General features: G+C 59.2%; 20 protein-coding genes. 11 read left to right on the top strand and 9 right to left on the bottom strand.

Annotated features, from left to right (window positions below; genetic code table 11):
• Positions 1–46: 46 nt before the first annotated feature.
• Positions 47–1384 carry an MFS transporter gene (locus tag IAI51_RS26760; RefSeq protein ID WP_187681212.1) on the bottom strand — a complete coding sequence of 446 codons (1338 nt, stop codon included), beginning with the start codon at positions 1382–1384 and terminating at the stop codon, positions 47–49.
• Positions 1385–1655: 271 nt separating this feature from the next.
• Between IAI51_RS26760 and quiC the strand changes: the two genes are divergently transcribed.
• On the top strand, positions 1656–3557 hold the full coding sequence (quiC, locus tag IAI51_RS26755) for a 3-dehydroshikimate dehydratase QuiC (protein WP_187681211.1): 1902 nt from the start codon (positions 1656–1658) through the stop codon (positions 3555–3557).
• 102 nt (positions 3558–3659) lie between these two features.
• Complete coding sequence (locus tag IAI51_RS26750; protein WP_187681210.1) at positions 3660–4337, top strand: TetR family transcriptional regulator; 678 nt, start codon at positions 3660–3662, stop codon at positions 4335–4337.
• Between the two features lie 32 nt (positions 4338–4369).
• Here the strand turns inward: IAI51_RS26750 and IAI51_RS26745 are convergent, their stop codons facing one another.
• The 4 genes from IAI51_RS26745 to IAI51_RS26730 form a co-directional block, all read right to left on the bottom strand.
• Positions 4370–5224 carry a shikimate dehydrogenase gene (locus tag IAI51_RS26745; protein WP_187681209.1) on the bottom strand — a complete coding sequence of 285 codons (855 nt, stop codon included), beginning with the start codon at positions 5222–5224 and terminating at the stop codon, positions 4370–4372.
• Positions 5221–5670, bottom strand: a complete 450-nt coding sequence (gene aroQ / locus IAI51_RS26740) for a type II 3-dehydroquinate dehydratase (RefSeq protein ID WP_187681208.1) — start codon at positions 5668–5670, stop codon at positions 5221–5223. The genes IAI51_RS26745 and aroQ overlap by 4 nt, the downstream gene beginning before the upstream one ends.
• Before the next feature lie 196 nt (positions 5671–5866).
• Complete coding sequence (gene trmA, locus IAI51_RS26735) at positions 5867–6946, bottom strand: tRNA (uridine(54)-C5)-methyltransferase TrmA (protein WP_187681207.1); 1080 nt, start codon at positions 6944–6946, stop codon at positions 5867–5869.
• Positions 6943–8238: an NCS2 family permease gene (locus IAI51_RS26730; RefSeq protein WP_187681206.1), complete on the bottom strand. Its 1296-nt coding sequence runs from the start codon at positions 8236–8238 to the stop codon at positions 6943–6945. The genes trmA and IAI51_RS26730 overlap by 4 nt, the downstream gene beginning before the upstream one ends.
• 222 nt (positions 8239–8460) lie before the next feature.
• Here IAI51_RS26730 and IAI51_RS26725 point away from each other — a divergent pair, with 222 nt between their 5' ends.
• Positions 8461–8907: a DUF4879 domain-containing protein gene (locus IAI51_RS26725; RefSeq protein WP_187681205.1), complete on the top strand. Its 447-nt coding sequence runs from the start codon at positions 8461–8463 to the stop codon at positions 8905–8907.
• Positions 8908–8974: 67 nt separating this feature from the next.
• On the top strand, positions 8975–9526 hold the full coding sequence (locus IAI51_RS26720) for a DJ-1 family glyoxalase III (protein ID WP_187681204.1): 552 nt from the start codon (positions 8975–8977) through the stop codon (positions 9524–9526).
• 6 nt (positions 9527–9532) lie between these two features.
• Here the strand turns inward: IAI51_RS26720 and IAI51_RS26715 are convergent, their stop codons facing one another.
• Positions 9533–10771: an MFS transporter gene (locus IAI51_RS26715; protein WP_187681203.1), complete on the bottom strand. Its 1239-nt coding sequence runs from the start codon at positions 10769–10771 to the stop codon at positions 9533–9535.
• Positions 10772–11201: 430 nt separating this feature from the next.
• Here IAI51_RS26715 and IAI51_RS26710 point away from each other — a divergent pair, with 430 nt between their 5' ends.
• The 3 genes from IAI51_RS26710 to IAI51_RS26700 are packed head-to-tail and all read left to right on the top strand — an operon-like array spanning position 11202 to position 13880.
• Positions 11202–12644 (top strand): cytochrome ubiquinol oxidase subunit I, encoded by a 1443-nt coding sequence (locus IAI51_RS26710; RefSeq protein ID WP_187681202.1) that lies wholly within the window; start codon positions 11202–11204, stop codon positions 12642–12644.
• A 3-nt stretch (positions 12645–12647) separates the two neighbouring features.
• Complete coding sequence (cydB, locus tag IAI51_RS26705) at positions 12648–13655, top strand: cytochrome d ubiquinol oxidase subunit II (RefSeq protein WP_095190343.1); 1008 nt, start codon at positions 12648–12650, stop codon at positions 13653–13655.
• A 57-nt stretch (positions 13656–13712) separates the two neighbouring features.
• A complete protein-coding gene (locus tag IAI51_RS26700; protein WP_187681201.1) occupies positions 13713–13880 on the top strand; it encodes a DUF2474 domain-containing protein in 168 nt (55 codons plus the stop codon).
• Between the two features lie 72 nt (positions 13881–13952).
• Here the strand turns inward: IAI51_RS26700 and IAI51_RS26695 are convergent, their stop codons facing one another.
• Positions 13953–15077, bottom strand: coding sequence for a methyltransferase (locus IAI51_RS26695; protein ID WP_187681213.1), 1125 nt, complete (start codon positions 15075–15077; stop codon positions 13953–13955).
• Between the two features lie 176 nt (positions 15078–15253).
• On the bottom strand, positions 15254–15967 hold the full coding sequence (locus tag IAI51_RS26690; RefSeq protein ID WP_187681200.1) for an autoinducer binding domain-containing protein: 714 nt from the start codon (positions 15965–15967) through the stop codon (positions 15254–15256).
• Between the two features lie 319 nt (positions 15968–16286).
• Between IAI51_RS26690 and IAI51_RS26685 the strand changes: the two genes are divergently transcribed.
• Positions 16287–17063, top strand: a complete 777-nt coding sequence (locus IAI51_RS26685) for a ferredoxin--NADP reductase (RefSeq protein ID WP_187681199.1) — start codon at positions 16287–16289, stop codon at positions 17061–17063.
• Between the two features lie 43 nt (positions 17064–17106).
• On the opposite strand, the gene mscL is transcribed toward IAI51_RS26685, so the two are convergent.
• On the bottom strand, positions 17107–17520 hold the full coding sequence (gene mscL, locus IAI51_RS26680) for a large-conductance mechanosensitive channel protein MscL (RefSeq protein ID WP_187681198.1): 414 nt from the start codon (positions 17518–17520) through the stop codon (positions 17107–17109).
• A gap of 286 nt (positions 17521–17806) precedes the next feature.
• Here mscL and IAI51_RS26675 point away from each other — a divergent pair, with 286 nt between their 5' ends.
• The 3 genes from IAI51_RS26675 to radA are packed head-to-tail and all read left to right on the top strand — an operon-like array spanning position 17807 to position 21367.
• Entirely contained in the window at positions 17807–19348 is a 1542-nt protein-coding gene (locus IAI51_RS26675; RefSeq protein WP_187681197.1) for a catalase, read from the top strand.
• 60 nt (positions 19349–19408) lie between these two features.
• Positions 19409–19954: an ankyrin repeat domain-containing protein gene (locus IAI51_RS26670; RefSeq protein WP_187681196.1), complete on the top strand. Its 546-nt coding sequence runs from the start codon at positions 19409–19411 to the stop codon at positions 19952–19954.
• 45 nt (positions 19955–19999) lie between these two features.
• Positions 20000–21367: a DNA repair protein RadA gene (gene radA / locus IAI51_RS26665; RefSeq protein ID WP_007909773.1), complete on the top strand. Its 1368-nt coding sequence runs from the start codon at positions 20000–20002 to the stop codon at positions 21365–21367.
• The last annotated feature ends 72 nt before the right edge of the window (positions 21368–21439 follow it).

The raw sequence follows: 21439 nt of genomic DNA, 5'->3' as shown, positions 1-21439 counted from the left end.
TCAAAAGATCGCAGCGTGCCGCAGCTCCTACAAGGTGTTTACAGTGTTACTCGGTAACGGTCGGAATCTTGCGCGGTGCCATGAAGTACATCCACGTCAGCGCAATGAAGTACATCGCCGGAATCAGGGTGAACAACACGGTGTAGTTGTTGTTGGTGACGGTGAGGATGTGGCCGACGATCTGAGTCATGAACATCCCGCCGATCGCCGCGCACATGCCGCCGAAACCGAACACCGTGCTCATCATGTGCTTGGGCGTGTAGTCCATCACCAGGCTCCAGATGTTCGCCGTCCATGCCTGGTGCGCGCCGATCGCCAGGGAAATAGCAGCCACGGCGACCCACAAATTGGCGGAGCCGGCAGCCATGACCACGCCGATGATGCAGCAGGCGAACAGGAACATCGACAGCAACCGCGCCTTGATCGCGTTCATCCCGCGACCGATCAGGAACGAGGACAGAATGCCGCCACCCACGCTGCCAAAGTCGGCGGTGACGTAGATGATGATCAGCGGGATCCCCATCTGGGTCACGTTGATGCCCAGGTTGTATTGCTGATTGAGAAACGGCGGCAGCCAGTACAGGTAGAACCAGAACACCGGCGCGGTCAGCGAGTAGGCGAGGGCGAAGGCCCAGGTGCCGCGCATCCGCAGGATTTTCGAGAACGGCACGCGGGCCTGCTCCGGTTCGACTTCCTGCTGGATGTAATCCAGCTCGGACTGTTTCACGCTCGGGTGATCTTCCGGGTTGTAATACTTCAGGCCCCAGAACAACAGCCAGATCCCGCCCAGCGCCGCCATGCACAGGAACGCGGCCTGCCAGCCCCACACATGAAGAACCAGCGGCAGCAACATCGGCGTGAACATGGCACCGACGTTGGTGCCGGCGTTGAAGATGCCGGTGGCGACGGCGCGTTCACCCGCCGGGAACCACAGACGCGTGGTTTTCACACAAGCGGGATAGTTCGCCGCTTCGGTCAGGCCGAGGACGAAACGGCAGACCATGAAGCCGACCGCCGATGTCGCCAGGCCGTGGGCACCCGTGGCCAGGCTCCAGAGCAGCACGGCGCAGAAGAACACGCGCTTGACGCCGACCCGGTCGATCAGTCGCCCTTGCAGCACGAAACCAATGGCGTAGCCGACCTGAAACCAGAAGTTGATGTTGGCGTAATCCATCGCCGTCCAGCTCATTTCCTTGGCGAGGATGGGCTGCATGACGCCGAGGGCGGCGCGGTCGATGTAGTTCAGGGTGGTGGCGAAAAACACCAGCGCCAGCATGCCCCAACGGGTCTTGCCGACAGCCATGGCGCCGCGGATCTTGTCGCCGATGCCACCCGTGGCAGTGCTCATGGCCGGAGCCATGCGGGAAGTCTGTGAAGGAATCATGTGTTCCACCCGTTTTTGGATTTTTTATTTGGTGTGCTTTTTTGTTTGCACGCTGCGACCGGTGGTTCAGACCCGGACTCAATGTGCGGTCGATGTTGGGCAGTGGACGAAAAATCGTCAATTCGTCAAAACGGCATTGTGTTCGATAATCGCACGTAAAACTAACCGGGTAGTACACTTTAAATTGCTGCGCGAAGTGATGCAGCCAATAATTTACCCCACGACAAAAATGGTCCCCCGCAACAAAGCGGCGCAGTCCGGGAGTTGAAACATGCAGCGTTCCATTGCCACCGTTTCCTTGAGCGGCACCCTGCCGGAAAAACTCGAAGCCATCGCCGCCGCCGGGTTCGACGGGGTGGAGATTTTCGAGAACGACCTTCTGTACTACGACGGCAGTCCACGTGAAATTAAACAGATGTGCGCCGATCTCGGGATTGCCATCACCCTGTTTCAGCCATTCCGCGATTTTGAAGGCTGCCGCCGTGATCGGCTGGCGCGCAACCTGGAGCGGGCCGAGCGCAAGTTCGACCTGATGCAGGAACTGGGCACCGATCTGGTGCTGGTGTGCAGCAACGCTTCGGCGGACAGCGTCGGCGATCAGCAAATACTCATCGATGACCTGCGCTTGCTGGCTGAACATGCCGGCGCCCGTGGCTTGCGCATTGGCTATGAAGCACTGGCCTGGGGCCGTCACGTCAATACGTATCAACAGGTCTGGGACATCGTGCGTCAGGCCGATCACCCAAGCCTCGGCGTGCTGCTCGACAGCTTCCATACGCTATCGCTCAAGGGCGATCCGCGTGCGATTGCCGAGATTCCCGGCGACAAGATTTTCTTCGTGCAAATGGCCGATGCGCCGATTCTGGCGATGGATGTTCTGGAGTGGAGTCGGCATTTTCGCTGCTTCCCGGGGCAGGGCGAGTTTGATCTTGCGGGGTTCCTCGCGCCGATCATCAAGAGTGGCTACACCGGGCCGCTGTCGCTGGAGATCTTCAACGATGGCTTCCGCGCCGCACCGCCACGGGCCAATGCGGCAGACGGCTTGCGCTCGCTGCTCTATCTGGAAGAGAAAACCCGTCAGCGTCTGGAGCAGGAGGCCGCGCCCGTGGCCAACCGCGAAATCCTTTTCGAAACGCCGAAGGCCAGCGAGTACAACGGCATCGAGTTTCTCGAATTCGCTGTCGATGAAAGCCTCGGCGCCAAGTTGTCGAACTGGCTGGAACGCCTAGGGTTCGTCAAGGCCGGACAACATCGCTCCAAGAGCGTGAGCCTGCTGCGCCAGGGTGATATCAACCTGATCCTCAACGCTGAACCCTATTCGTTTGCTCACAGCTTTTTCGAGGCACACGGCCCGTCGCTGTGTGCCACCGCCGTGCGGGTCAAGGACAGCGCGAGTGCTCTGGCGCGTGCCGTTGCCTACAAGGGCCAGCCCTATCGCGGTCTGGTCGGTCCTAACGAATTGGAACTGGCGGCAGTGCGCGCGCCGGATGGCAGCCTGATTTATCTGGTGGATGAGGCGGCTGATGTGTATGGCACCGACTTCAATCTGCTGCCAGACGCGCAGGTGCGCGGAGGCCTCAAGCGCATCGATCACATGGCAATGGCGCTGCCGGCGGATAGCCTCGACAGTTGGGTGCTGTTCTACAAGAGCCTGCTGGATTTCGAGGCCGATGACGAAGTGGTGCTGCCCGACCCCTATGGTCTGGTGAAAAGCCGCGCGCTGCGCAGTCGTGACAGCTCGATCCGTTTGCCGCTGAACATTTCCGAGAACCGCAACACCGCGATCTCCCATGCGTTGTCGAGTTATCGCGGCTCCGGTGTGCATCACATCGCCTTCGATTGTGACGATATCTTCGCCGAAGTCAGCCGAGCCAAAGAGGCCGGCGTGCCGCTGCTGGATATTCCGCTCAACTATTACGACGACCTTGCCGCGCGTTTTGACTTCGACGACGAGTTCCTCAGTGAGCTGGCGTATTACAACGTGCTCTATGACCGTGACGCCCAGGGTGGTGAGTTGTTTCACGTTTACACCGAGCCGTTTGAGGGGCGGTTCTTCTTCGAGATCATCCAGCGTAAAAACGGCTATGCCGGATACGGCGCGGCGAACGTCGCGGTGCGGCTGGCGGCGATGGCCAAATCACGCAGTGGCGCCGTCCGTCAGGCGAAGTTGTAGGAAATTCGTAAGCGCGGGATTAAACACGGGTCGCGCGGCTTCCTTCACCGTGCCGCGCGGCCCATAATCGCCAGCCTGTGCAGTGATGGCCGTGAGCCCGCAATGACAATGACTTCAGAACTCCCCGCAGCCCCCGTCGAACCCGCCGTTGAGCCGCGCAAGAGTCGCAAGAACAATCCGGAAAAGACCCGCGAGAACATCTTGCAGGAGGCGATCGTCGAGTTCGTCCAGCAAGGATTGTCCGGCGCCCGCGTCGACGCGATCGCTGAACGCATCCACACCTCCAAACGCATGATCTATTACTACTTCGGCAGTAAGGAGCAGCTGTACGTCGAGGTGCTGGAAAAGCTCTATGGCGATATTCGTAACACGGAAAGCCGTCTGCACCTGGCCGAACTGTCGCCAGTGGTAGCGATTCGGCGGCTGGTGGAGTTCACCTTCGATCACCACGATCGCAACGTCGATTTCGTGCGCATTGTCTGCATCGAGAACATCCATAACGCCGAATTCGTGAAGCGTTCCGATGCAATCAAGGCGATGAACAACACCATCCTCGATTCACTCGGCGAGATTTTGCGTCGGGGCGCCGAAGAAGGCGTTTTCCGCAGCGGGCTCAACGCGCTGGACGTGCATTTGCTGATCAGCTCGTTCAGCTTCTATCGCGTGTCGAACCGCCACACATTCGGTGAGATTTTTCAGATTGATCTGCCGGACGAGAGCATCAAGCAGCGTCATCGCGAGATGATCTGCGAGTCGGTGTTGCGTTACTTGCAGGCCTGACATGAGACGAGGGGGCAAGCCCCCTCATTTGGCTAGCCATTCATGCTTTGGAAGTGCGCAAGCATGCGTTGCGCATCCGGCACCACGCCACTGAACAACTCAAACGCCTTCACCGCCTGAAACACTGCCATGTTGCCGCCATCCAGCGTCCGGCAACCTATTGTGCGGGCGTTGCGCAGCAGTTCGGTTTCCAATGGGAAGTACACGATCTCCGCCACCCACAATTCCTTGCGCAGCAACTCGACCGGCACCGGCATGCCCGGCAGTTTGGCCATGCCCATCGGTGTGGTGTTCACCAAGCCGTCAGCCTGATTCATTGCGCTCGGCAAATCCTGCCCGGCCACTGCGCGGCCAAAGCCGAAATGCTCATTGAGGTTGTTCGCCAGATGCTCGGCGCGATCACTGTCCACGTCGAAAATGCTCAACCTTTGTACGCCTTCGCTCAGCAGTGCGTGGGCCACTGCGGCGCCTGCACCACCAGCGCCCATTTGAACAACACGCTCACGGGCGGCGTCCTTCAAGCCGCGACGAAAACCCTCGGCAAAACCCAGGCAGTCGGTATTGTGGCCGACGCGTTTGCCGTCCTTGAGCACCACGGTATTGACCGCGCCGATGCCGCGGGCTTCGGGTGACAGTTCGTCGAGCAGCGGGATAATCGCCTGCTTGCAGGGGAAGGTGATGTTCAGCCCGGTGTAGTTCATGCGCTCGGCCGCCAGCAACAAGTCGGGCAAGGCATGGGTGTCCAGTTGCAGTTGATCCAGGTCGATCAGCCGATACAGATATCGCAAGCCCTGGGCGTCGCCTTCGTGCTCATGCAGCGCCGGCGTGCGGGAGGCCTGAATGCCGGCACCGATCAACCCGGCCAGTATCACGTTTTTGCGGCTCATGCTGCTTGCCCCTTCAGCCGCTGGCTTAAGTGTTCCAGGGCCAGACGATAGCCATGGCTGCCAAACCCGCACATCACCGCCGTGGCGATGGCCGAGACAAATGAGTGATGACGGAACGGCTCGCGGGCATGGACGTTGGACAGATGCACTTCGATCACCGGCAACTCACTGGCCACCAGCGCGTCGCGAATCGCCACCGAGGTGTGCGTCCAGGCTGCCGGGTTGATGACAATCCCGGCGCAACGACCGCGAGCGGCGTGAATCCAGTCGAGCAGTTCGCCTTCGTGGTTGGTCTGGCGAAATTCCACGGCCAGGCCGAACTCTTCGCCAGCGCGACCGCACAGCGCCGAGATATCCGCCAGGGTTTCATGGCCGTAAGTGGCGGGCTCACGGGTGCCAAGCAGGTTCAGGTTCGGGCCGTTGAGCACCAGAACGATAGGGGGCATGGGGGTAACTCCACTTCTTGTTTTTGGCTTGGGCCATGGGTTTCGGCCTGTGGAGATAAAATGTACTAGATGGTTACATCGGTCAATTGAACGGCGTCACCCTTAGCGTTTTTTGTTCGGTGATCGCACAACCTGAAACAAGCGCCCACAAAAAAGCCGTCATTCACGACGGCTTCTTCGTATCTGGCAACAGCAATCAGCGGCGGGTCAGCAACACGCCCGACTCCATGTGATGCGTCCACGGGAACTGGTCGAACAGCGCGCACTGGGTAATGCGGTGCGTGTCGTGCAACTGGGCGATGTTGGCCGCCAGGGTTTCCGGGTTGCAGGAGATGTAGAGGATGTTGTCAAAGCGCCGGGTCAGCTCGCAGGTGTCAGGGTCCATGCCGGCACGCGGCGGGTCGACGAACACGCTGCCGAACTCGTAGCTCTTGAGGTCGATGCCGTGCAGGCGACGGAATGGGCGCACTTCGTTGAGGGCTTCGGTCAGTTCTTCGGCGGACAAACGCACCAGCGTGACGTTATCCACAGCGTTTTCGCTGAGGTTGCTCAGTGCGGCGTTGACCGAAGTCTTGCTGATTTCGGTGGCCAGCACTTTGCGTACGCGGGTCGCGAGCGGCAGGGTGAAGTTGCCGTTGCCGCAATACAGCTCCAGCAAATCGTCAGTGCGATCGCCCAATGCTTCGTAAGCCCAGTTCAACATCTTTTGGTTTACGGTGCCGTTGGGCTGGGTGAAGGCACCTTCCGGCTGGCGATAGCTGAACGTGCGGCCGCCGACTTCAAGTTTCTCCACTACATAGTCTTGGCCGAGCACTTCGCGTTTGCCCTTGGAGCGGCCGATGATGCTGACCCCGAGATCTGCCGACAGCTTGGTCGCTGCCGCATGCCAGTGCTCGTCCAGCGGACGGTGGTAGCACAGGGTGATCATCGCGTCGCCAGCCAGGGTGGTCAGAAACTCCACCTGAAACAGCTTGTGGCTCAACGCCGCGCTGGCCTGCCACGCCGCCTTGAGCTGCGGCATCAGTTGATTGATGCGCAGGCTGGCGATCGGGAACTCTTCGATCAGGATCGGCGTGCGTTTGTCGTCCTGAGAGAACATCGCGTAATGACGCTCACCGGCCTCGCGCCACAGGCGGAATTCGGCGCGCAGACGGAAGTTCTGCAGTGGCGAGTCGAATACGCTCGGCTCGGGCGCATCGAACGGGGCCAGCAGGTCACGCAGGCGCGTGACCTTGTCTTCGAGCTGTGCGGCGTAGGCTTGGGAATCGAAAGTCATGCGTTGAACCAACCCAACTTGATCACGAACAGAATCGACAGAATCACCAGCGCTGGGTTCAGCTCACGGGCGCGACCGGACAGCAGTTTGATCGCGGTCCAGGCGATGAAGCCGAACGCGATGCCGTTGGCGATCGAATACGTGAACGGCATGGCCAGCGCGGTCACCACGACCGGTGCGGCGACGGTGATGTCGTCCCATTCTATTTCTGCCAGGCCCGACATCATCAAGACGGCGACGAACAGCAGTGCCGGTGCGGTGGCAAAAGCCGGAACGCTGGCCGCCAGTGGCGAGAAGAACAGCGCCAGCAGGAACAGAATCGCGACGACCACAGCTGTCAGACCGGTACGGCCGCCAGCACTCACGCCCGCAGCAGATTCGATGTAGCTGGTGGTGGTCGAGGTGCCCAGCAGCGAGCCGCCCATGGCGGCGGTGCTGTCGGCGATCAGCGCACGGCCCATTTTCGGCATGTGGCCGTCCTTGCCCATCAGGCCGGCGCGCTTGGCGACGCCGATCAGGGTGCCGGAGTTGTCGAACAGGTCGACGAACAGGAAGGCGAAGATCACGCTGACCAGACCGATATCCAGTGCCCCCATGATGTCCAGCTGCAGGAAGGTCGGGGCCAGCGAAGGTGGCATAGACGTCACGCCATTGAACGCGGTGAAGCCAAAGGCGATGGATACGATGGTCACCGCCAGAATGCCGATCAGGACCGCACCGCGTACTTTCAGCGCTTCGAGGGCAACGATCAGGGCGAAACCGAGGGTGGCGAGGATCGGTGCCGGAGCTCTCAGCTCACCGAGGCCGACCATGGTCGCCGAATTGCTGACCACAATGCCGGCGTTATGCAGGGCGATCAGCGCCAGGAACAGGCCGATACCGGCTGCAATCGCCGAACGCAGCGGCAGCGGGATGCTGTTGATGATCCATTCACGGATGCGGAAGATCGACAGCAGGAAGAAGCACACGGCCGAGATGAACACCGCGCCCAGCGCCACTTGCCAGGTGTGGCCCATGTGCAGCACGACGGTATAAGTGAAGAAGGCGTTCAAGCCCATGCCCGGTGCGAGGGCGATCGGGTAGTTGGCGATCAGGCCCATGACCGTGGAACCGATGGCGGCTGCCAGACAGGTAGCGACAAACACCGCGCCCTTGTCCATGCCGGTCTCGCCGAGGATGCTCGGGTTGACGAACAGAATGTAGGCCATGGCCAGGAAAGTCGTGATGCCCGCGAGAATCTCGGTCCGCACGTTGGTGTTGTGTGCCTTGAGTTGAAACAGCCTTTCCAGCATGTCTGCTCCCCGTGGCGCGCATGGCGCCGTGAATGTATCGACCTCAACAGCAAAGCACAGACCGTCGCAAGCGCCTGAGAAATTGTGGTGGGCCGGAAAAAGCCGCGCATCATACCAGCAGCGTGAGGAATATGGCGGTTGTTGGTGTCGATCGTCGTCGAAGTTTTGCGTTGGGGCCAACTGCGCCATACTGCGCGCTGATTTTTGGGGGATGGGTAACGCATGAGCAAGCGCTGGTTGAAGACATTCGGCTTACTGGCCGTTCTGATGGGCGGGGCGTCTGGCGCCTGGGCTGCGTCGGCCCCACCGTTAACTCAGTTAAAGGTGTTGAAAGTCGAGTCACCGAGCTGCGGCTTCGAAGACATCGCTGAAGGTCAGGAACAGACGCGTTGCGACCACAGCGGCCCGAATATCAAGGTTTACGTGCTGGAGGTCGGCTACGGTCGCGAGGCGCACGTAGCGTTGGACGGTTTTGAGGTGAACGGCACGCGAACCCCGGTCTGCGCTTTTGATAACGGCAATCTGACCGAGTGTACGGTCGGCAAGAAAACCGTGGGCTATCTGTATGTGCTCGACCTGGCTGGCAAGCAGGACGGTATCTTCACCTTTACCAACATGTCCATCAACGCGCCGGGTAACAGGATGTCGACGCAGCTTTACATCAAGTAACGGCGACGACCGAACGAGGCCGGGTAAAGCTGACTACGCTTTGAAGATCACCCAGCGGATAGCGCCCATGACCTTTAGAGCCCTGATTACCCTAGCCGAGGGCATCGATGATCTGCAAAGCGTGACCCTGATCGACGTATTGCGTCGCGCCGGCATCGAAGTGATGGCGGCCAGCATCGAAGGTCGGCGCATGCTGACCTGTGCCCGCGGCACCCGCCTGACCGCCGACGGCATGCTGATCGATGTGCTGGCACAGACGTTCGACCTGATCGTCCTGCCCGGCGGCGCTGTCGGTTCACAACACCTGGCGGCGCATCAGCCGCTGCAACAACTGCTCAAGGATCAGGCCAGCGCCGGACGTCTGTTCGCCGCCATCGCCGAAGCCCCGGCAGTCGCCCTGCAAGCCTTCGGCGTTTTGCGCCAGCGGCGCATGACTTGCCTGCCGAGCGCCAGTCATCAATTGTCGGGCTGTACGTTTGTCGATCAGCCGGTGGTGGTTGATGGCAACTGCATCACCGCCCAGGGTTCTGGCGCAGGGCTGGAGTTTGCCTTGGCGCTGGTGGAACAACTTGGGGGCAAGGCATTAAGGGCGAAAGTGGGGGGGGAATTGTTGGTCTGACGAGCGCTAAACCTTCGCCTCTTCCACCAACTCCGTCATCCGATCCCGTTTGGCCAATGTCGGAAACAGTTTGATCCACGTCCCCGTCACCACCAGCGTACCGACTCCGCCCATGACCACTGCCGGCACGGTGCCGAACCAGTGGGCGGTGAGGCCGGATTCGAATTCGCCCAACTGGTTCGAGGCGCCGATGAACAGACCGTTTACAGCGCTGACCCGGCCGCGCATTTCGTCCGGGGTTTCCAGTTGGACGAAGGAGGCGCGGATCACCATGCTGATCATGTCCGCCGCACCGAGCACCACCAGCACGGCCAGCGAGAACCAGAACGAAGTCGACAGGCCGAAAGCGATGGTGGCGACGCCGAATATGCCCACCGCGGTGAACATCACCCGGCCGACATTGCGCTCCACGGCAAACCGCGCGAGGAACAGTGACATCCCCAGCGCGCCGACCGCTGGCGCCGAGCGCAGCAGGCCGAGGCCCCACGGCCCTGTCAGCAATATGTCTTTGGCGAATACTGGCAGCAACGCGGTGGCGCCACCCAGCAGCACCGCGAACAGATCCAGAGAGATCGCCCCGAGAATGTCCGGACGGCTGCGAATGAAACGAATCCCCGCCAGCAACGAATCCAGCGTGGCTTTGCCTTTATTCAACGGGGTCTGCCGAGCGGGCAGGTTGAGCATCAGCGAGCAGGCAATCACATAAAGCAGCACCGTCGGGCCATACACCCAGACGCTGCCGAACGCATAAAGCAAACCGCCGAGTGCCGGGGCGACGATGGTCGCCGACTGTTGCGCCGATTGCGCGGCCGCGACTGCGCGCGGGAACAGCGACGCGGGCACGATGCTCGGCAGCAGCGCCTGTGTGGTCGGCATTTCGAACGAGCGCGCCGCACCCAGCAGGAAGGCGAGGATGAAGATCATTTCCCGGGTGACGTGATCGGTGGCACTGCCAATGGCCAGCGCCAGGGCGATCAAGGCCTGCAACGACTGACAGATCGCCGCGACTCTGCGCCGGTCATAGCGGTCGGCGACATGCCCGGTGTGCAGCATGAACAGCACGCGCGGTGCGAACTCGACAAGACCCACCAGGCCCAGGTCGAGCACGTTGCCGGTCAACTGATACAGGTTCCAGCCAATCGCCACGGTGAGCATCTGGAACCCGCTGGCGGTGAAAATCCGGGCCAGCCAGAACGCGAGAAACGGACGATGGTGACGTAACAGCAGGGGCTCTTGGCTGGGCATCTGGAGGCAGGTCTGGTTCGAGGGGGAACCGCGAGGTTATCACCAGTCTGTAACAGGAAGTTGCTATGAAAAAAAATTTAGTTAGCCAGACATCGATTATCCCCGCGCCCTCAACTCCCTGCGACAAGGGAGCACGCCGTTTCGCCACATGGCATGTACTTCAGAGCATTGCCGTAACCGTGAGGCAACTTGTCACGCGGCAAACGACCACGCGGTTCTTCGTCTGAAATGGGACTACTCTTTCAACGTTGCTTGATCCAGATCAAGGCCTCTAACGGAATTGATCCGGCGGCCCGATGGCCAGACTCCCTGCGTTGCGATGGTTGTTAAAAAAGAACGAATCAGAATTCGCCGCACTCCATATCCGTGGGGGCAGTAGGCGTAGGGGTCACAAGCCCCGCAGCCGGTATTACCTGACAGAGGAAGACTTATGTTCGGTTTAGAGGCACTCGATCTCGCCCGAATTCAGTTCGCGTTTACCGTCTCATTTCACATCCTGTTCCCGGCCATCACCATTGGCCTGGCGAGCTACCTGGCGGTGCTCGAAGGCTTGTGGCTGAAAACTCATAACGACACCTACCGTGACCTCTACCATTTCTGGTCGAAGATCTTTGCCGTCAACTTCGGCATGGGCGTGGTCTCCGGTCTGGTTATGTCCTACCAGTTCGGCACCAACTGGAGCCGCTTCTCGGACTTCGCCGGTGCCGTCACCGGGCCTTTGCTGACCTATGAGGTGCTCACGGCGTTCTTCCTCGAGGCCGGTTTCCTCGGGGTGATGCTGTTTGGCTGGAACAAGGTCGGACGCGGTCTGCACTTTTTTTCCACGGTGATGGTGGCGATCGGCACATTGATCTCGACGTTCTGGATTCTCGCTTCCAATAGTTGGATGCAAACCCCGCAGGGCTTCGAAATCGTTAACGGCCAAGTCATTCCCACCGACTGGCTGGCCATCATCTTCAACCCGTCGTTCCCGTACCGCCTGATGCACATGGCGACTGCCGCGTTCGTGGCCACGGCATTCTTCGTCGGCTCCTCGGCGGCCTGGCACCTGTTGCGCGGCAAGGACAACTCGGCGATCCGCACCATGCTGTCGATGGCGATGTGGATGGCATTGATCGTCGCGCCGATCCAGGCCGTCATCGGCGACTTCCATGGCCTCAACACCCTCAAGCATCAACCGGCAAAAATCGCCGCCATCGAAGGCCACTGGGAAAACAAGGGTGACGAACCTACGCCGCTGATCCTGTTCGGCTGGCCGGACATGAAAGAAGAGAAAACCAAATTCGCCGTGGAGATCCCGTACCTCGGCAGCCTGATCCTGACCCACTCGCTGGACAAGCAAGTGCCGGCGCTCAAGGATTTTCCACCCGAAGACCGGCCGAACTCGACCATCGTGTTCTGGTCGTTCCGGATCATGGTCGGTCTGGGTTTCCTGATGATCTTCACCGGTCTGTGGAGCTTGTGGCTGCGTAAACGCGACACCCTCTACACCTCACGTCCGTTCCTGTATCTGGCGTTGTGGATGGGGCCGTCCGGGTTGATCGCGATTCTCGCCGGCTGGTTCACCACGGAAATCGGCCGTCAGCCGTGGGTGGTCTACGGGCTGATGCGCACGGCGGATGCGTCGTCCAATCACAGCTTTGTGCAGATGAGCATCACGCTGATCATGTTCGTCGTGGTGTATTTCGCCCTGTTCGGTGCCGGCCTCGGCTACATGATGCGTCTGGTACGCAAAGGGCCGAAGATCAGCGAAGGCGCAGAAACGCCAGAAGGTGGTCCAGGCAAGCAACGCACGCCGGCCCGTCCGCTGTCCGCTGCGGACGATACGGCCGATGCCGATCACGATGCTCCCAGCCTGACCAAGGAGATTTGACTCATGGGTATTGATCTTCCGCTGATCTGGGCCGTGATTATCATCTTCGGCATCATGATGTACGTGGTCATGGACGGCTTCGACCTCGGGATCGGGATTCTCTTCCCGTTCATTCCGGGCAAGACCGACCGTGACGTGATGATGAACACCGTCGCCCCGGTCTGGGACGGTAACGAAACGTGGCTGGTGCTGGGCGGCGCGGCGTTGTTCGGCGCCTTTCCGCTGGCCTATTCGGTGGTGCTCTCGGCGCTGTACCTGCCGTTGATTTTCATGCTGATCGGTTTGATTTTTCGCGGCGTGGCATTCGAGTTTCGCTTCAAGGCCAAGGACGACAAGCGTCACCTGTGGGACAAGGCATTCATTGGCGGTTCGGTGGCGGCGACGTTCTTCCAGGGCGTGGCGCTCGGCGCATTCATCGATGGTTTGCCGGTGGTCAATCGACAGTTTGCCGGCGGATCACTGGACTGGCTGACACCGTTCACGATGTTCTGCGGCGCTGCGCTCGTGGTGGCTTATGCCTTGCTCGGTTGCACCTGGCTGATCATGAAGACCGAAGGCAAGCTTCAGGAACAGATGCATAACCTGGCACGGCCGCTGGCATTCGTGCTGCTGGCCGTGATCGGTATCGTCAGTATCTGGACGCCACTGGCGCACCCGGACATCGCGACACGCTGGTTCAGCATGCCGAATCTGTTCTGGTTCATGCCGGTACCGATTCTGGTGCTGGTAACGATGTACGGTTTGATCCGTGCCGTGGCGCGCAATGCCAACTACATGCCGTTCCTGCTTACCCTGGTGCTGATTTTTCTCGGCTACAGCGGTCTCGGTATCAGCCTGTGGCCGAACATTGTGCCGCCGTCGATCTCGATCTGGGACGCCGCCGCACCGCCACAAAGTCAGGGCTTCATGCTGGTAGGCACGCTGTTCATCATCCCGTTCATTCTGGGTTACACCTTCTGGAGCTACTACGTGTTCCGCGGCAAGGTCACCCATGAAGACGGTTATCACTAGGCGTGATCACGATGGCGCTGCCCGCAGCGCCATCTCCCTCAAACGGAGGATGAAGCAATGACCGGCAAACATTCCCTGAACGATATTGAAGAAGCTGAAAAAAAGCCGCTGTGGCAGCGGCTCGGCTGGTTAGCGATGATCTGGGTTGGTAGCGTCGGCGCGCTGTTTATCATCGCCAGCCTGATGCGCATGTTCATGAACGCCGCAGGCCTGACCACTCACTGAATCACTCCGTCCCGGCGCCTTCGGGTACGGATTTGTAACCCTCCTAATGGAGGGTTTTTTTTGCCTGGCGGTTTACTTGCGGGCCTTGAGGATCACGAATTTCGGTGTGGCGGCGACTTGCTCGACACCACGGAACAGCCGCGCCAGTTTGCTGTGATAACCCAGATGACGGTTGCCGACGATGTACAACGCGCCGCCCACCACCAGCGCCTCGCGGGCTTGCTGGAACATGCGCCAGGCGAGGAAATCACCCACGACCTGCTGCTGATGGAACGGCGGATTGCACAACACCACGTCCAGCGATTGCGGCTCCTGACCGGCCAAACCATCACCCGCACGCACGATCACGTCGCGATCACCGAGCGCGGCGCGCCAGTTTTCGGCAGCCGACTGCACGGCCATGAACGATTCATCGACCAGCGTGTACTGTGCGTCCGGGTTTTGCAGTGCGCTGGCAATGGCCAGTACACCGTTACCGCAACCCAGGTCGGCGACTCGTGCACTGCCAAGATTCTTCGGCAGATGCGGGAGAAACGCGCGGGTGCCGATGTCCAGGCCTTCGCGGCAGAACACGTTGGCGTGGTTAAGCAACTCAATGGCCGGATCGTCAAGGCGATAGCGAGACGGGTAGGGCGACACGGCTGGCGTTTTCGCCTCAGGTGTGGCGATCAGCAGCCGAGCTTTTTTTACCGCCAGTGATGCCTGTACGGGGCCGACGTAGCGCTCCAGCAGGTCGCCCGCCGCGCGCGGCAGATGTTTGACCATCGCTGCTGCGACCACTTCAGCGCCGGGCGCCAGTTGCCCTTGCAGGCGAATCAGTTGTTCCTCCAGCAAGGCCAGGGTTTTCGGTACGCGGATCAATACCCGATCGAACGGCCCGAGCAAGGGCTCACTGGCCGGGATACCGCAGATCGCGTCGAACGCGCGGCCATTGCGCAGCAGGTTTTTTTCCAGCCCTTGAAAGCCCAGAAACGAATCACCGCTACTGATGACCGTCACCTTGCCGAGCAGACTGGCGGCCAGCGCGCCGAAGCTGTCGTTGAGCACCAGAACCCGCGTGTCAGCCGTCGGTTGCTGCGCGGCCAGATGATTGAGCAAATATTCATCGGCGGCATCGAACGCCTGCAGCGGTTCGTTTTGCTGTTCAGGCTGGCGGATCAGGTCGAGTTGGGCGAAGGGCGTATCGAGCAAAGGCATGGGGCGGGGACTCAGGATAATCGACGGATGTCCCGCTGCCAGGGTGACGTACGGCGGAACCCGACCGAGTGGACTGCAACGCAAACGGCTGGCGTCATCACTCAGGAAGGGCATAAATGGTACGTTTTTTTCTGCGGGAACACCCGCACGTTTTAATCGGGGGCAAAGCGATGGGTCTAGATGATTCCGGCTCTGGCGGCCGCGATGACAGCGGAAATCTTGTTGCAGACATTGAGCTTCTCGATGACGTTCTGCACGTGATAGTTCACGGTGCGTTCGCTCAAGCTGAGGATTTTCGAGATCTCATAAGCCGTTTTGCCACTGGCGGACAATTGCAGCACCTCCAGTTCTCGGGGTGAAAGATGCGGTTGGCGGGACTTGGCGGGCTGTGGGGGCAAGGCCCTGGCGAACAGTTCGCTCAAGTGGCTGGTGGCGTAGAACATATAGCCAAAATGCTCATACAACTCGAGCGGACTGATCGGGCAGTGCTTTCGGGCAAGGCTGATAATGCTGCACAAGCCGCTCTCCTCGTTATGGAACGCCTGAGACCAGCCGTGTTGCAGTCTGTGTTCCTTCAGTGATTCCCATAACTGAGGCGTTTCGGCGAATACCGTTTCATTCCATACGATGGGTAACATTGAGTGATTGCAGTGTGCTATTACCGGATCAATTTTCCGGAAGTTTTTTTGTGCATATTGTTGATTCCATTCTTCAGGGTAGTTGTTGATTTGCAAGGCATTAAGATGAATTTCCCGATGCGGCGAAGTGACTGAAATTGCGCAGAAGTTAAACCCTAGATTCTCGGCAAATTTCAGCAAGATCGGATAAGCGGCATCTATTCCCTTGGCGAAAGTCAGTTGCTTTAGTTGCGACTCCTTCCACGTTTCCATTTAAAACTCTCCGTTGGTGTTGCGGGGGCGCCGAGTGGATCCAAAAGATCCGGCACGGGTCGAAGTGTAGGATGTTTCCTACGAAGAGTTTTAAATTTTTTCGCTCTTGAGAATGCGCGTCTGGTCATAAAGCGTTATTAGCAATTACGAAGTTTTGGTATGCAACTTGTCATCCTGAATTTTAGTTTGCATAGCTTGCTTGCTTTAAATGCGTTTGATAGTTGTCTGAGGCGTGCGTTGATAAAGCCATTACCAATCATCGGTGTTTAAGCGCGCAGATTTGCGGGACACTGCTGGTCATCGTTCAACGGAGTGCCCCATGACCGCCAGTGCAGAGAAGTTTACCGCTCAGACCTTGCTCGACGTGCAGCCCCTGACCTCCAGCCTGTTCACTTTGCGCACCAGTCGTGATGCCGGTTTTCGTTTCCGGGCCGGACAATTCGCCCGGCTCGGCGTGACCAAGGCCGACGGCAGCACTGTGTGGCGCGCCTATTCGATGGTGTCGTCACCCTTTGACGAGTTTCTTGAATTTTTCTCCATCGTAGTGCCGGGCGGCGAGTTCACCAGCGAGCTGAGCCGACTGCGGATCGGCGATACCTTGCTGGTGGATCGCCAGGCGTTCGGCTATCTGACCCTTGATCGCTTCGTTGACGGCCGTGATCTGTGGCTGTTATCCACCGGTACCGGGGTGGCGCCTTTTCTGTCGATCCTTCAGGACTTTGAGGTCTGGGAAAAATTCGAACGGATCATTCTGGTGTACAGCGTGCGCGAAGCGCGGGAGCTGGCGTATCAGCAGATGATTGCCGGGCTGTCGCAACGTGAATATTTGAGTGAACACGCACACAAGTTGCGTTTCATCCCCACAGTCACCCGTGAAGCCCATCCCGGAGCGTTGAGCGGTCGTATCACTACACTGATCGAAAACGGTGAGCTGGAACGGGCGGCGGGCGTGGAGCTGTCGGCTGAACATTCGCGGGTCATGTTGTGCGGCAATCCGCAGATGATCGACGACACCCGTGCGTTGCTGAAAAAAAGGCACATGAGCCTCAGCCTCACCCGCCGGCCGGGACAGGTGGCCGTAGAAAACTACTGGTAAACAAACGGCGCCCTAAGGCGCCGTTTTTCAGGGTGCAGTTAAGTCAGGGCTGATTGTTCCGGGCCTTGAGCAGATCGCGGATCTCACCCAGCAATTCTTCTTCCTTGGTCGGCACCGGTGGCAGGGTAGGGGCCACGGCTTCTTCGCGTTTCAGGCGGTTGATGGCTTTGACGCCCATGAAGATTGCGAAAGCGACAATCACGAAGTCGAGCACGCTCTGGATGAATTTGCCGTAAGCCAGCATGACCGCAGGGGCCTCGCCTTGGGCAGCTTTGAGCGTAATGGCCAGGTCACTGAAATCCACTCCACCGATCAGCAGGCCGATCGGCGGCATGATCACGTCACCGACAAACGATGAAACGATTTTGCCGAAGGCGGCACCGATGATGATACCGACGGCCATGTCGACCACATTGCCTTTGACCGCGAAGGCCTTGAACTCACTTATCACGCCCATAGGTTATTTCCTTGTTACAGATGAGTTTGGTGTACGCAGTGTAAATCAGCAAAACGCGTCCTGCGCGAAACACCTTCTTACAATGCCCGTTTTAATCGACACATTAATCCACGATTAGTTTGCAAAGTGCCACTAATCGCGCGCGAAATACGCCGTAACTCGCTGATCGGGAAGCCAATTTTTTCAATCATGGCGTTACGTTCTTTCTATTTATGTTCAGCGGCACAGGCCTCTAGCCTTGGGTTGGCGCACCTGGATGCGCCCAAAAAAACCAGAGGAACCTGATATGAATGCCACTCTTGGACTGGGGGCTTTTCCCCATCGCCGCACACTTGGCGTAATCACCGCCAGCCTGTTGACCTTTTCCGTGCATGCCGCGCCCCTGACCCGGGATAACGGTGCGGCGGTGGGCGACAATCAGAGCTCGCAAACCGCCGGCGCCAATGGCCCGGTGTTGCTGCAGGATGTGCAACTGATCCAGAAGCTGCAGCGTTTCGACCGCGAGCGCATTCCCGAGCGTGTGGTTCACGCACGCGGCACCGGCGCCCATGGCACTTTCACGGTGACCAACGACCTCAGCGACTTGAGCAAGGCCAAGGTATTTGCCGCCGGCCAGAGCACGCCGGTATTCGTGCGGTTCTCCGCCGTGGTTCACGGTATCCACTCCCCGGAAACCCTGCGTGACCCGCGTGGTTTCGCCACCAAGTTCTACACCGCCGACGGCAACTGGGATCTGGTGGGCAACAACTTCCCGACCTTCTTCATCCGTGACGCGATCAAATTTCCAGACATGGTGCATGCGTTCAAACCGGACCCGCGCACCAATATTGATGATGACTCGCGCCGATTCGACTTCTTCTCCCATGTACCGGAAGCCACGCGTACGCTGACCGAGTTGTATTCCAACTCGGGAACACCAGCCAGTTATCGCGAAATGGACGGCAACGGAGTGCATGCCTATAAGTTGGTCAATGCCAGAGGCGAAGTGCACTACGTAAAGTTTCACTGGAAGAGCTTGCAAGGCATCAACAATCTCACCCCTAAACAAGTCACAAAAGTTCAGGGTCAGGATTACAGTCATATGACCAATGACTTGGTGACTAATATAAACAAAGGAAACTTCCCGAAATGGGACTTGTACATTCAGGTTCTGAAACCACAAGATTTGTCCAAGTTTGATTTCGATCCGCTGGATGCAACCAAGATCTGGCCGGGTATTCCAGAACGTAAAGTTGGACAAATGGTTCTAAACCGTAATCCGGCAAACGTATTCCAGGAAACCGAACAAGTTGCAATGGCACCGGCCAATGTTGTGCCGGGTATCGAACCTTCCGAAGATCGATTGTTGCAAGGTCGCGTGTTCTCTTATGCCGACACGCAAATGTATCGCCTTGGCGCCAATGCCCTGCAATTGCCGATCAACGCGCCGAAAGTCGCGGTGAACAACGGCAATCAGGATGGCGCGATGAACTTCGGTGCCAGCCAGTCCGGTGTGAACTATCAGCCGAGCCGTTTGCAACCGCGTGAGGAAACGCCAGCGGCGCGTTACAGCCAGATGGCGCTGTCGGGCAGCACGCAGCAGGCGAAGATCCAGCGTGAGCAGAACTTCAAGCAGGCCGGCGATCTGTATCGCTCGTTCAGCAAAAAGGAACGCCGCGACCTGATCGACAGCTTCGGCGGCTCGCTGGCCACCACGGATGACGAGAGCAAGCACATCATCCTGTCCTTCCTTTATAAGGCCGATCCGGAGTACGGCACTGGCGTGACTGAAGTGGCCAAGGGTGACCTGAGCCGGGTCAAGGCACTGGCGGCCAAACTGGTCGACTGATCCAACGCTGATGCAAAACGGGGTCTGAATCAGGCCCCGTTTCGCCAAAGGAGACTGCTGATGCGTATCTGTCTTTTATTGTTTTGCAGCTGCCTGTCGTTCTCTGCGTGGGCGGCTTCGCCCGAGCAGGACCCTGAAGCCATCAGGGCGCAACTGCAGGACTACTATTTTGACGCGGCCCGGCGCGGTGATGTGCCGATGCTCGATACCTTTATCGAGTCCGGATATTCGCTCGACACCCGCGATGACAAGGGCTACACCGCGCTGATTCTGGCGGCGTATCACGGCCAGGCACCCGCAGTTGAAAGGCTACTCGCCGCCGGGGCGGATGCCTGTGCTCAGGATCAACGCGGCAACACGGCGCTGATGGGCGCGATTTTCAAGGGCGAGTTGCAGATTGCCCGGCGTTTGATGGCCACTGATTGCAGTCCCGACCAACGTAACGGTGCCGGTCAGACGGCCGCCATGTACGCCGGCTTGTTCAAGCGTCAGGAATTGCTCGACGCGCTGAAAGCCAAAGGCGCCGATCTGAATGCCGAAGATCCGCTGGGTAACAGCGCCGCACGTCTGGCCAGCGGGGAAATCCGTACCGCCGCGCCGCGCTGATCGGCAGCACGTGCGTTATCATCGCGGTTTTTGTCGGGGGTTCTGATGGCCAAGGCCAAGCGCATGTACGGCTGCACCGAGTGCGGCGCAACCTTTCCCAAGTGGGCCGGCCAATGTGGCGAGTGCGGTGCCTGGAACACCTTGACCGAAACCATGATCGAGAGCGGCGGCGCGACGGCGCCCACCGGTCGCACCGGTTGGGCCGGGCAACAGGCGCAGATCAAGACGCTGGCCGAAGTCAGCATCGAAGAGATTCCACGGTTTTCTACTGCCTCCGGCGAACTGGACCGCGTGCTCGGTGGCGGGCTGGTCGATGGCTCGGTAGTGCTGATTGGTGGTGATCCAGGGATCGGCAAGTCAACGATTCTGTTGCAGACCCTTTGCAACCTCGCCAAGAGCATGCCAGCGCTGTACGTCACCGGCGAAGAATCCCAGCAGCAAGTAGCCATGCGCGCCCGGCGCCTCGGCTTGCCGCAGGATCAACTGCGGGTGATGACCGAAACCTGTATCGAAACCATCATCGCCACTGCCCGTCAGGAAAAACCCAAGGTGATGGTGATCGACTCGATCCAGACGATTTTCACCGAACAACTGCAATCGGCGCCCGGCGGTGTCTCTCAGGTGCGCGAAAGTGCGGCGCTGCTGGTGCGATACGCCAAACAAAGCGGCACTGCGATTTTCCTCGTCGGCCACGTCACCAAGGAAGGCGCGCTTGCCGGCCCGCGCGTGCTGGAACACATGGTCGACACCGTGCTGTATTTCGAAGGTGAATCCGATGGCCGTTTGCGTTTGCTGCGGGCGGTGAAAAACCGTTTTGGTGCGGTCAACGAACTCGGTGTGTTCGGCATGACCGACAAGGGACTTAAAGAAGTCTCCAACCCATCGGCGATTTTTCTCACCCGTGCTCAGGAAGAAGTCCCGGGCAGTGTGGTGATGGCGACGTGGGAGGGTACTCGGCCGATGCTGGTGGAAGTGCAGGCGCTGGTCGATGACAGTCATCTGGCCAACCCGCGCCGGGTGACGTTGGGCCTGGATCAGAACCGATTGGCGATGTTGCTGGCGGTTTTGCATCGACACGGCGGCATTCCGACCCACGATCAGGACGTTTTCCTTAACGTGGTCGGCGGGGTGAAGGTGCTGGAAACCGCATCCGATCTGGCGTTGATGGCGGCCGTGATGTCGAGCCTGCGTAATCGGCCGTTGCCCCATGATCTGTTGGTGTTTGGCGAAGTCGGGTTGTCCGGCGAAGTGCGTCCGGTCCCGAGTGGCCAGGAACGTTTGAAGGAAGCAGCCAAGCATGGCTTCAAGCGCGCGATCGTGCCCAAGGGCAACGCGCCGAAAGAGTCGCCGCCGGGGTTGCAGATCATCGCCGTGACGCGTCTCGAACAAGCTCTCGACGCCCTGTTCGAATAACCACGATCCCCTGTAGGAGCTGCCGAAGGCTGCGATCTTTTGATCTTGCTTTTAAAAGATCAGGATCAAAAG

The organism is Pseudomonas sp. N40(2020), from assembly GCF_014472415.1.
Classification (GTDB): domain Bacteria; phylum Pseudomonadota; class Gammaproteobacteria; order Pseudomonadales; family Pseudomonadaceae; genus Aquipseudomonas.
The sequence above is the reverse complement of the archived record's forward strand: the minus strand, read 5'-3'. Positions and strand labels throughout refer to the sequence as shown.

Coding starts and splice junctions, on each gene's coding strand:
- IAI51_RS26760 (WP_187681212.1), bottom strand. CDS start 1,384: ATGATTCCTTCACAGACTTCCCGCATGGCTCCGGCCATGAGCACTGCC.
- quiC (WP_187681211.1), top strand. CDS start 1,656: ATGCAGCGTTCCATTGCCACCGTTTCCTTGAGCGGCACCCTGCCGGAA.
- IAI51_RS26750 (WP_187681210.1), top strand. CDS start 3,660: ATGACAATGACTTCAGAACTCCCCGCAGCCCCCGTCGAACCCGCCGTT.
- IAI51_RS26745 (WP_187681209.1), bottom strand. CDS start 5,224: ATGAGCCGCAAAAACGTGATACTGGCCGGGTTGATCGGTGCCGGCATT.
- aroQ (WP_187681208.1), bottom strand. CDS start 5,670: ATGCCCCCTATCGTTCTGGTGCTCAACGGCCCGAACCTGAACCTGCTT.
- trmA (WP_187681207.1), bottom strand. CDS start 6,946: ATGACTTTCGATTCCCAAGCCTACGCCGCACAGCTCGAAGACAAGGTC.
- IAI51_RS26730 (WP_187681206.1), bottom strand. CDS start 8,238: ATGCTGGAAAGGCTGTTTCAACTCAAGGCACACAACACCAACGTGCGG.
- IAI51_RS26725 (WP_187681205.1), top strand. CDS start 8,461: ATGAGCAAGCGCTGGTTGAAGACATTCGGCTTACTGGCCGTTCTGATG.
- IAI51_RS26720 (WP_187681204.1), top strand. CDS start 8,975: ATGACCTTTAGAGCCCTGATTACCCTAGCCGAGGGCATCGATGATCTG.
- IAI51_RS26715 (WP_187681203.1), bottom strand. CDS start 10,771: ATGCCCAGCCAAGAGCCCCTGCTGTTACGTCACCATCGTCCGTTTCTC.
- IAI51_RS26710 (WP_187681202.1), top strand. CDS start 11,202: ATGTTCGGTTTAGAGGCACTCGATCTCGCCCGAATTCAGTTCGCGTTT.
- cydB (WP_095190343.1), top strand. CDS start 12,648: ATGGGTATTGATCTTCCGCTGATCTGGGCCGTGATTATCATCTTCGGC.
- IAI51_RS26700 (WP_187681201.1), top strand. CDS start 13,713: ATGACCGGCAAACATTCCCTGAACGATATTGAAGAAGCTGAAAAAAAG.
- IAI51_RS26695 (WP_187681213.1), bottom strand. CDS start 15,077: ATGCCTTTGCTCGATACGCCCTTCGCCCAACTCGACCTGATCCGCCAG.
- IAI51_RS26690 (WP_187681200.1), bottom strand. CDS start 15,967: ATGGAAACGTGGAAGGAGTCGCAACTAAAGCAACTGACTTTCGCCAAG.
- IAI51_RS26685 (WP_187681199.1), top strand. CDS start 16,287: ATGACCGCCAGTGCAGAGAAGTTTACCGCTCAGACCTTGCTCGACGTG.
- mscL (WP_187681198.1), bottom strand. CDS start 17,520: ATGGGCGTGATAAGTGAGTTCAAGGCCTTCGCGGTCAAAGGCAATGTG.
- IAI51_RS26675 (WP_187681197.1), top strand. CDS start 17,807: ATGAATGCCACTCTTGGACTGGGGGCTTTTCCCCATCGCCGCACACTT.
- IAI51_RS26670 (WP_187681196.1), top strand. CDS start 19,409: ATGCGTATCTGTCTTTTATTGTTTTGCAGCTGCCTGTCGTTCTCTGCG.
- radA (WP_007909773.1), top strand. CDS start 20,000: ATGGCCAAGGCCAAGCGCATGTACGGCTGCACCGAGTGCGGCGCAACC.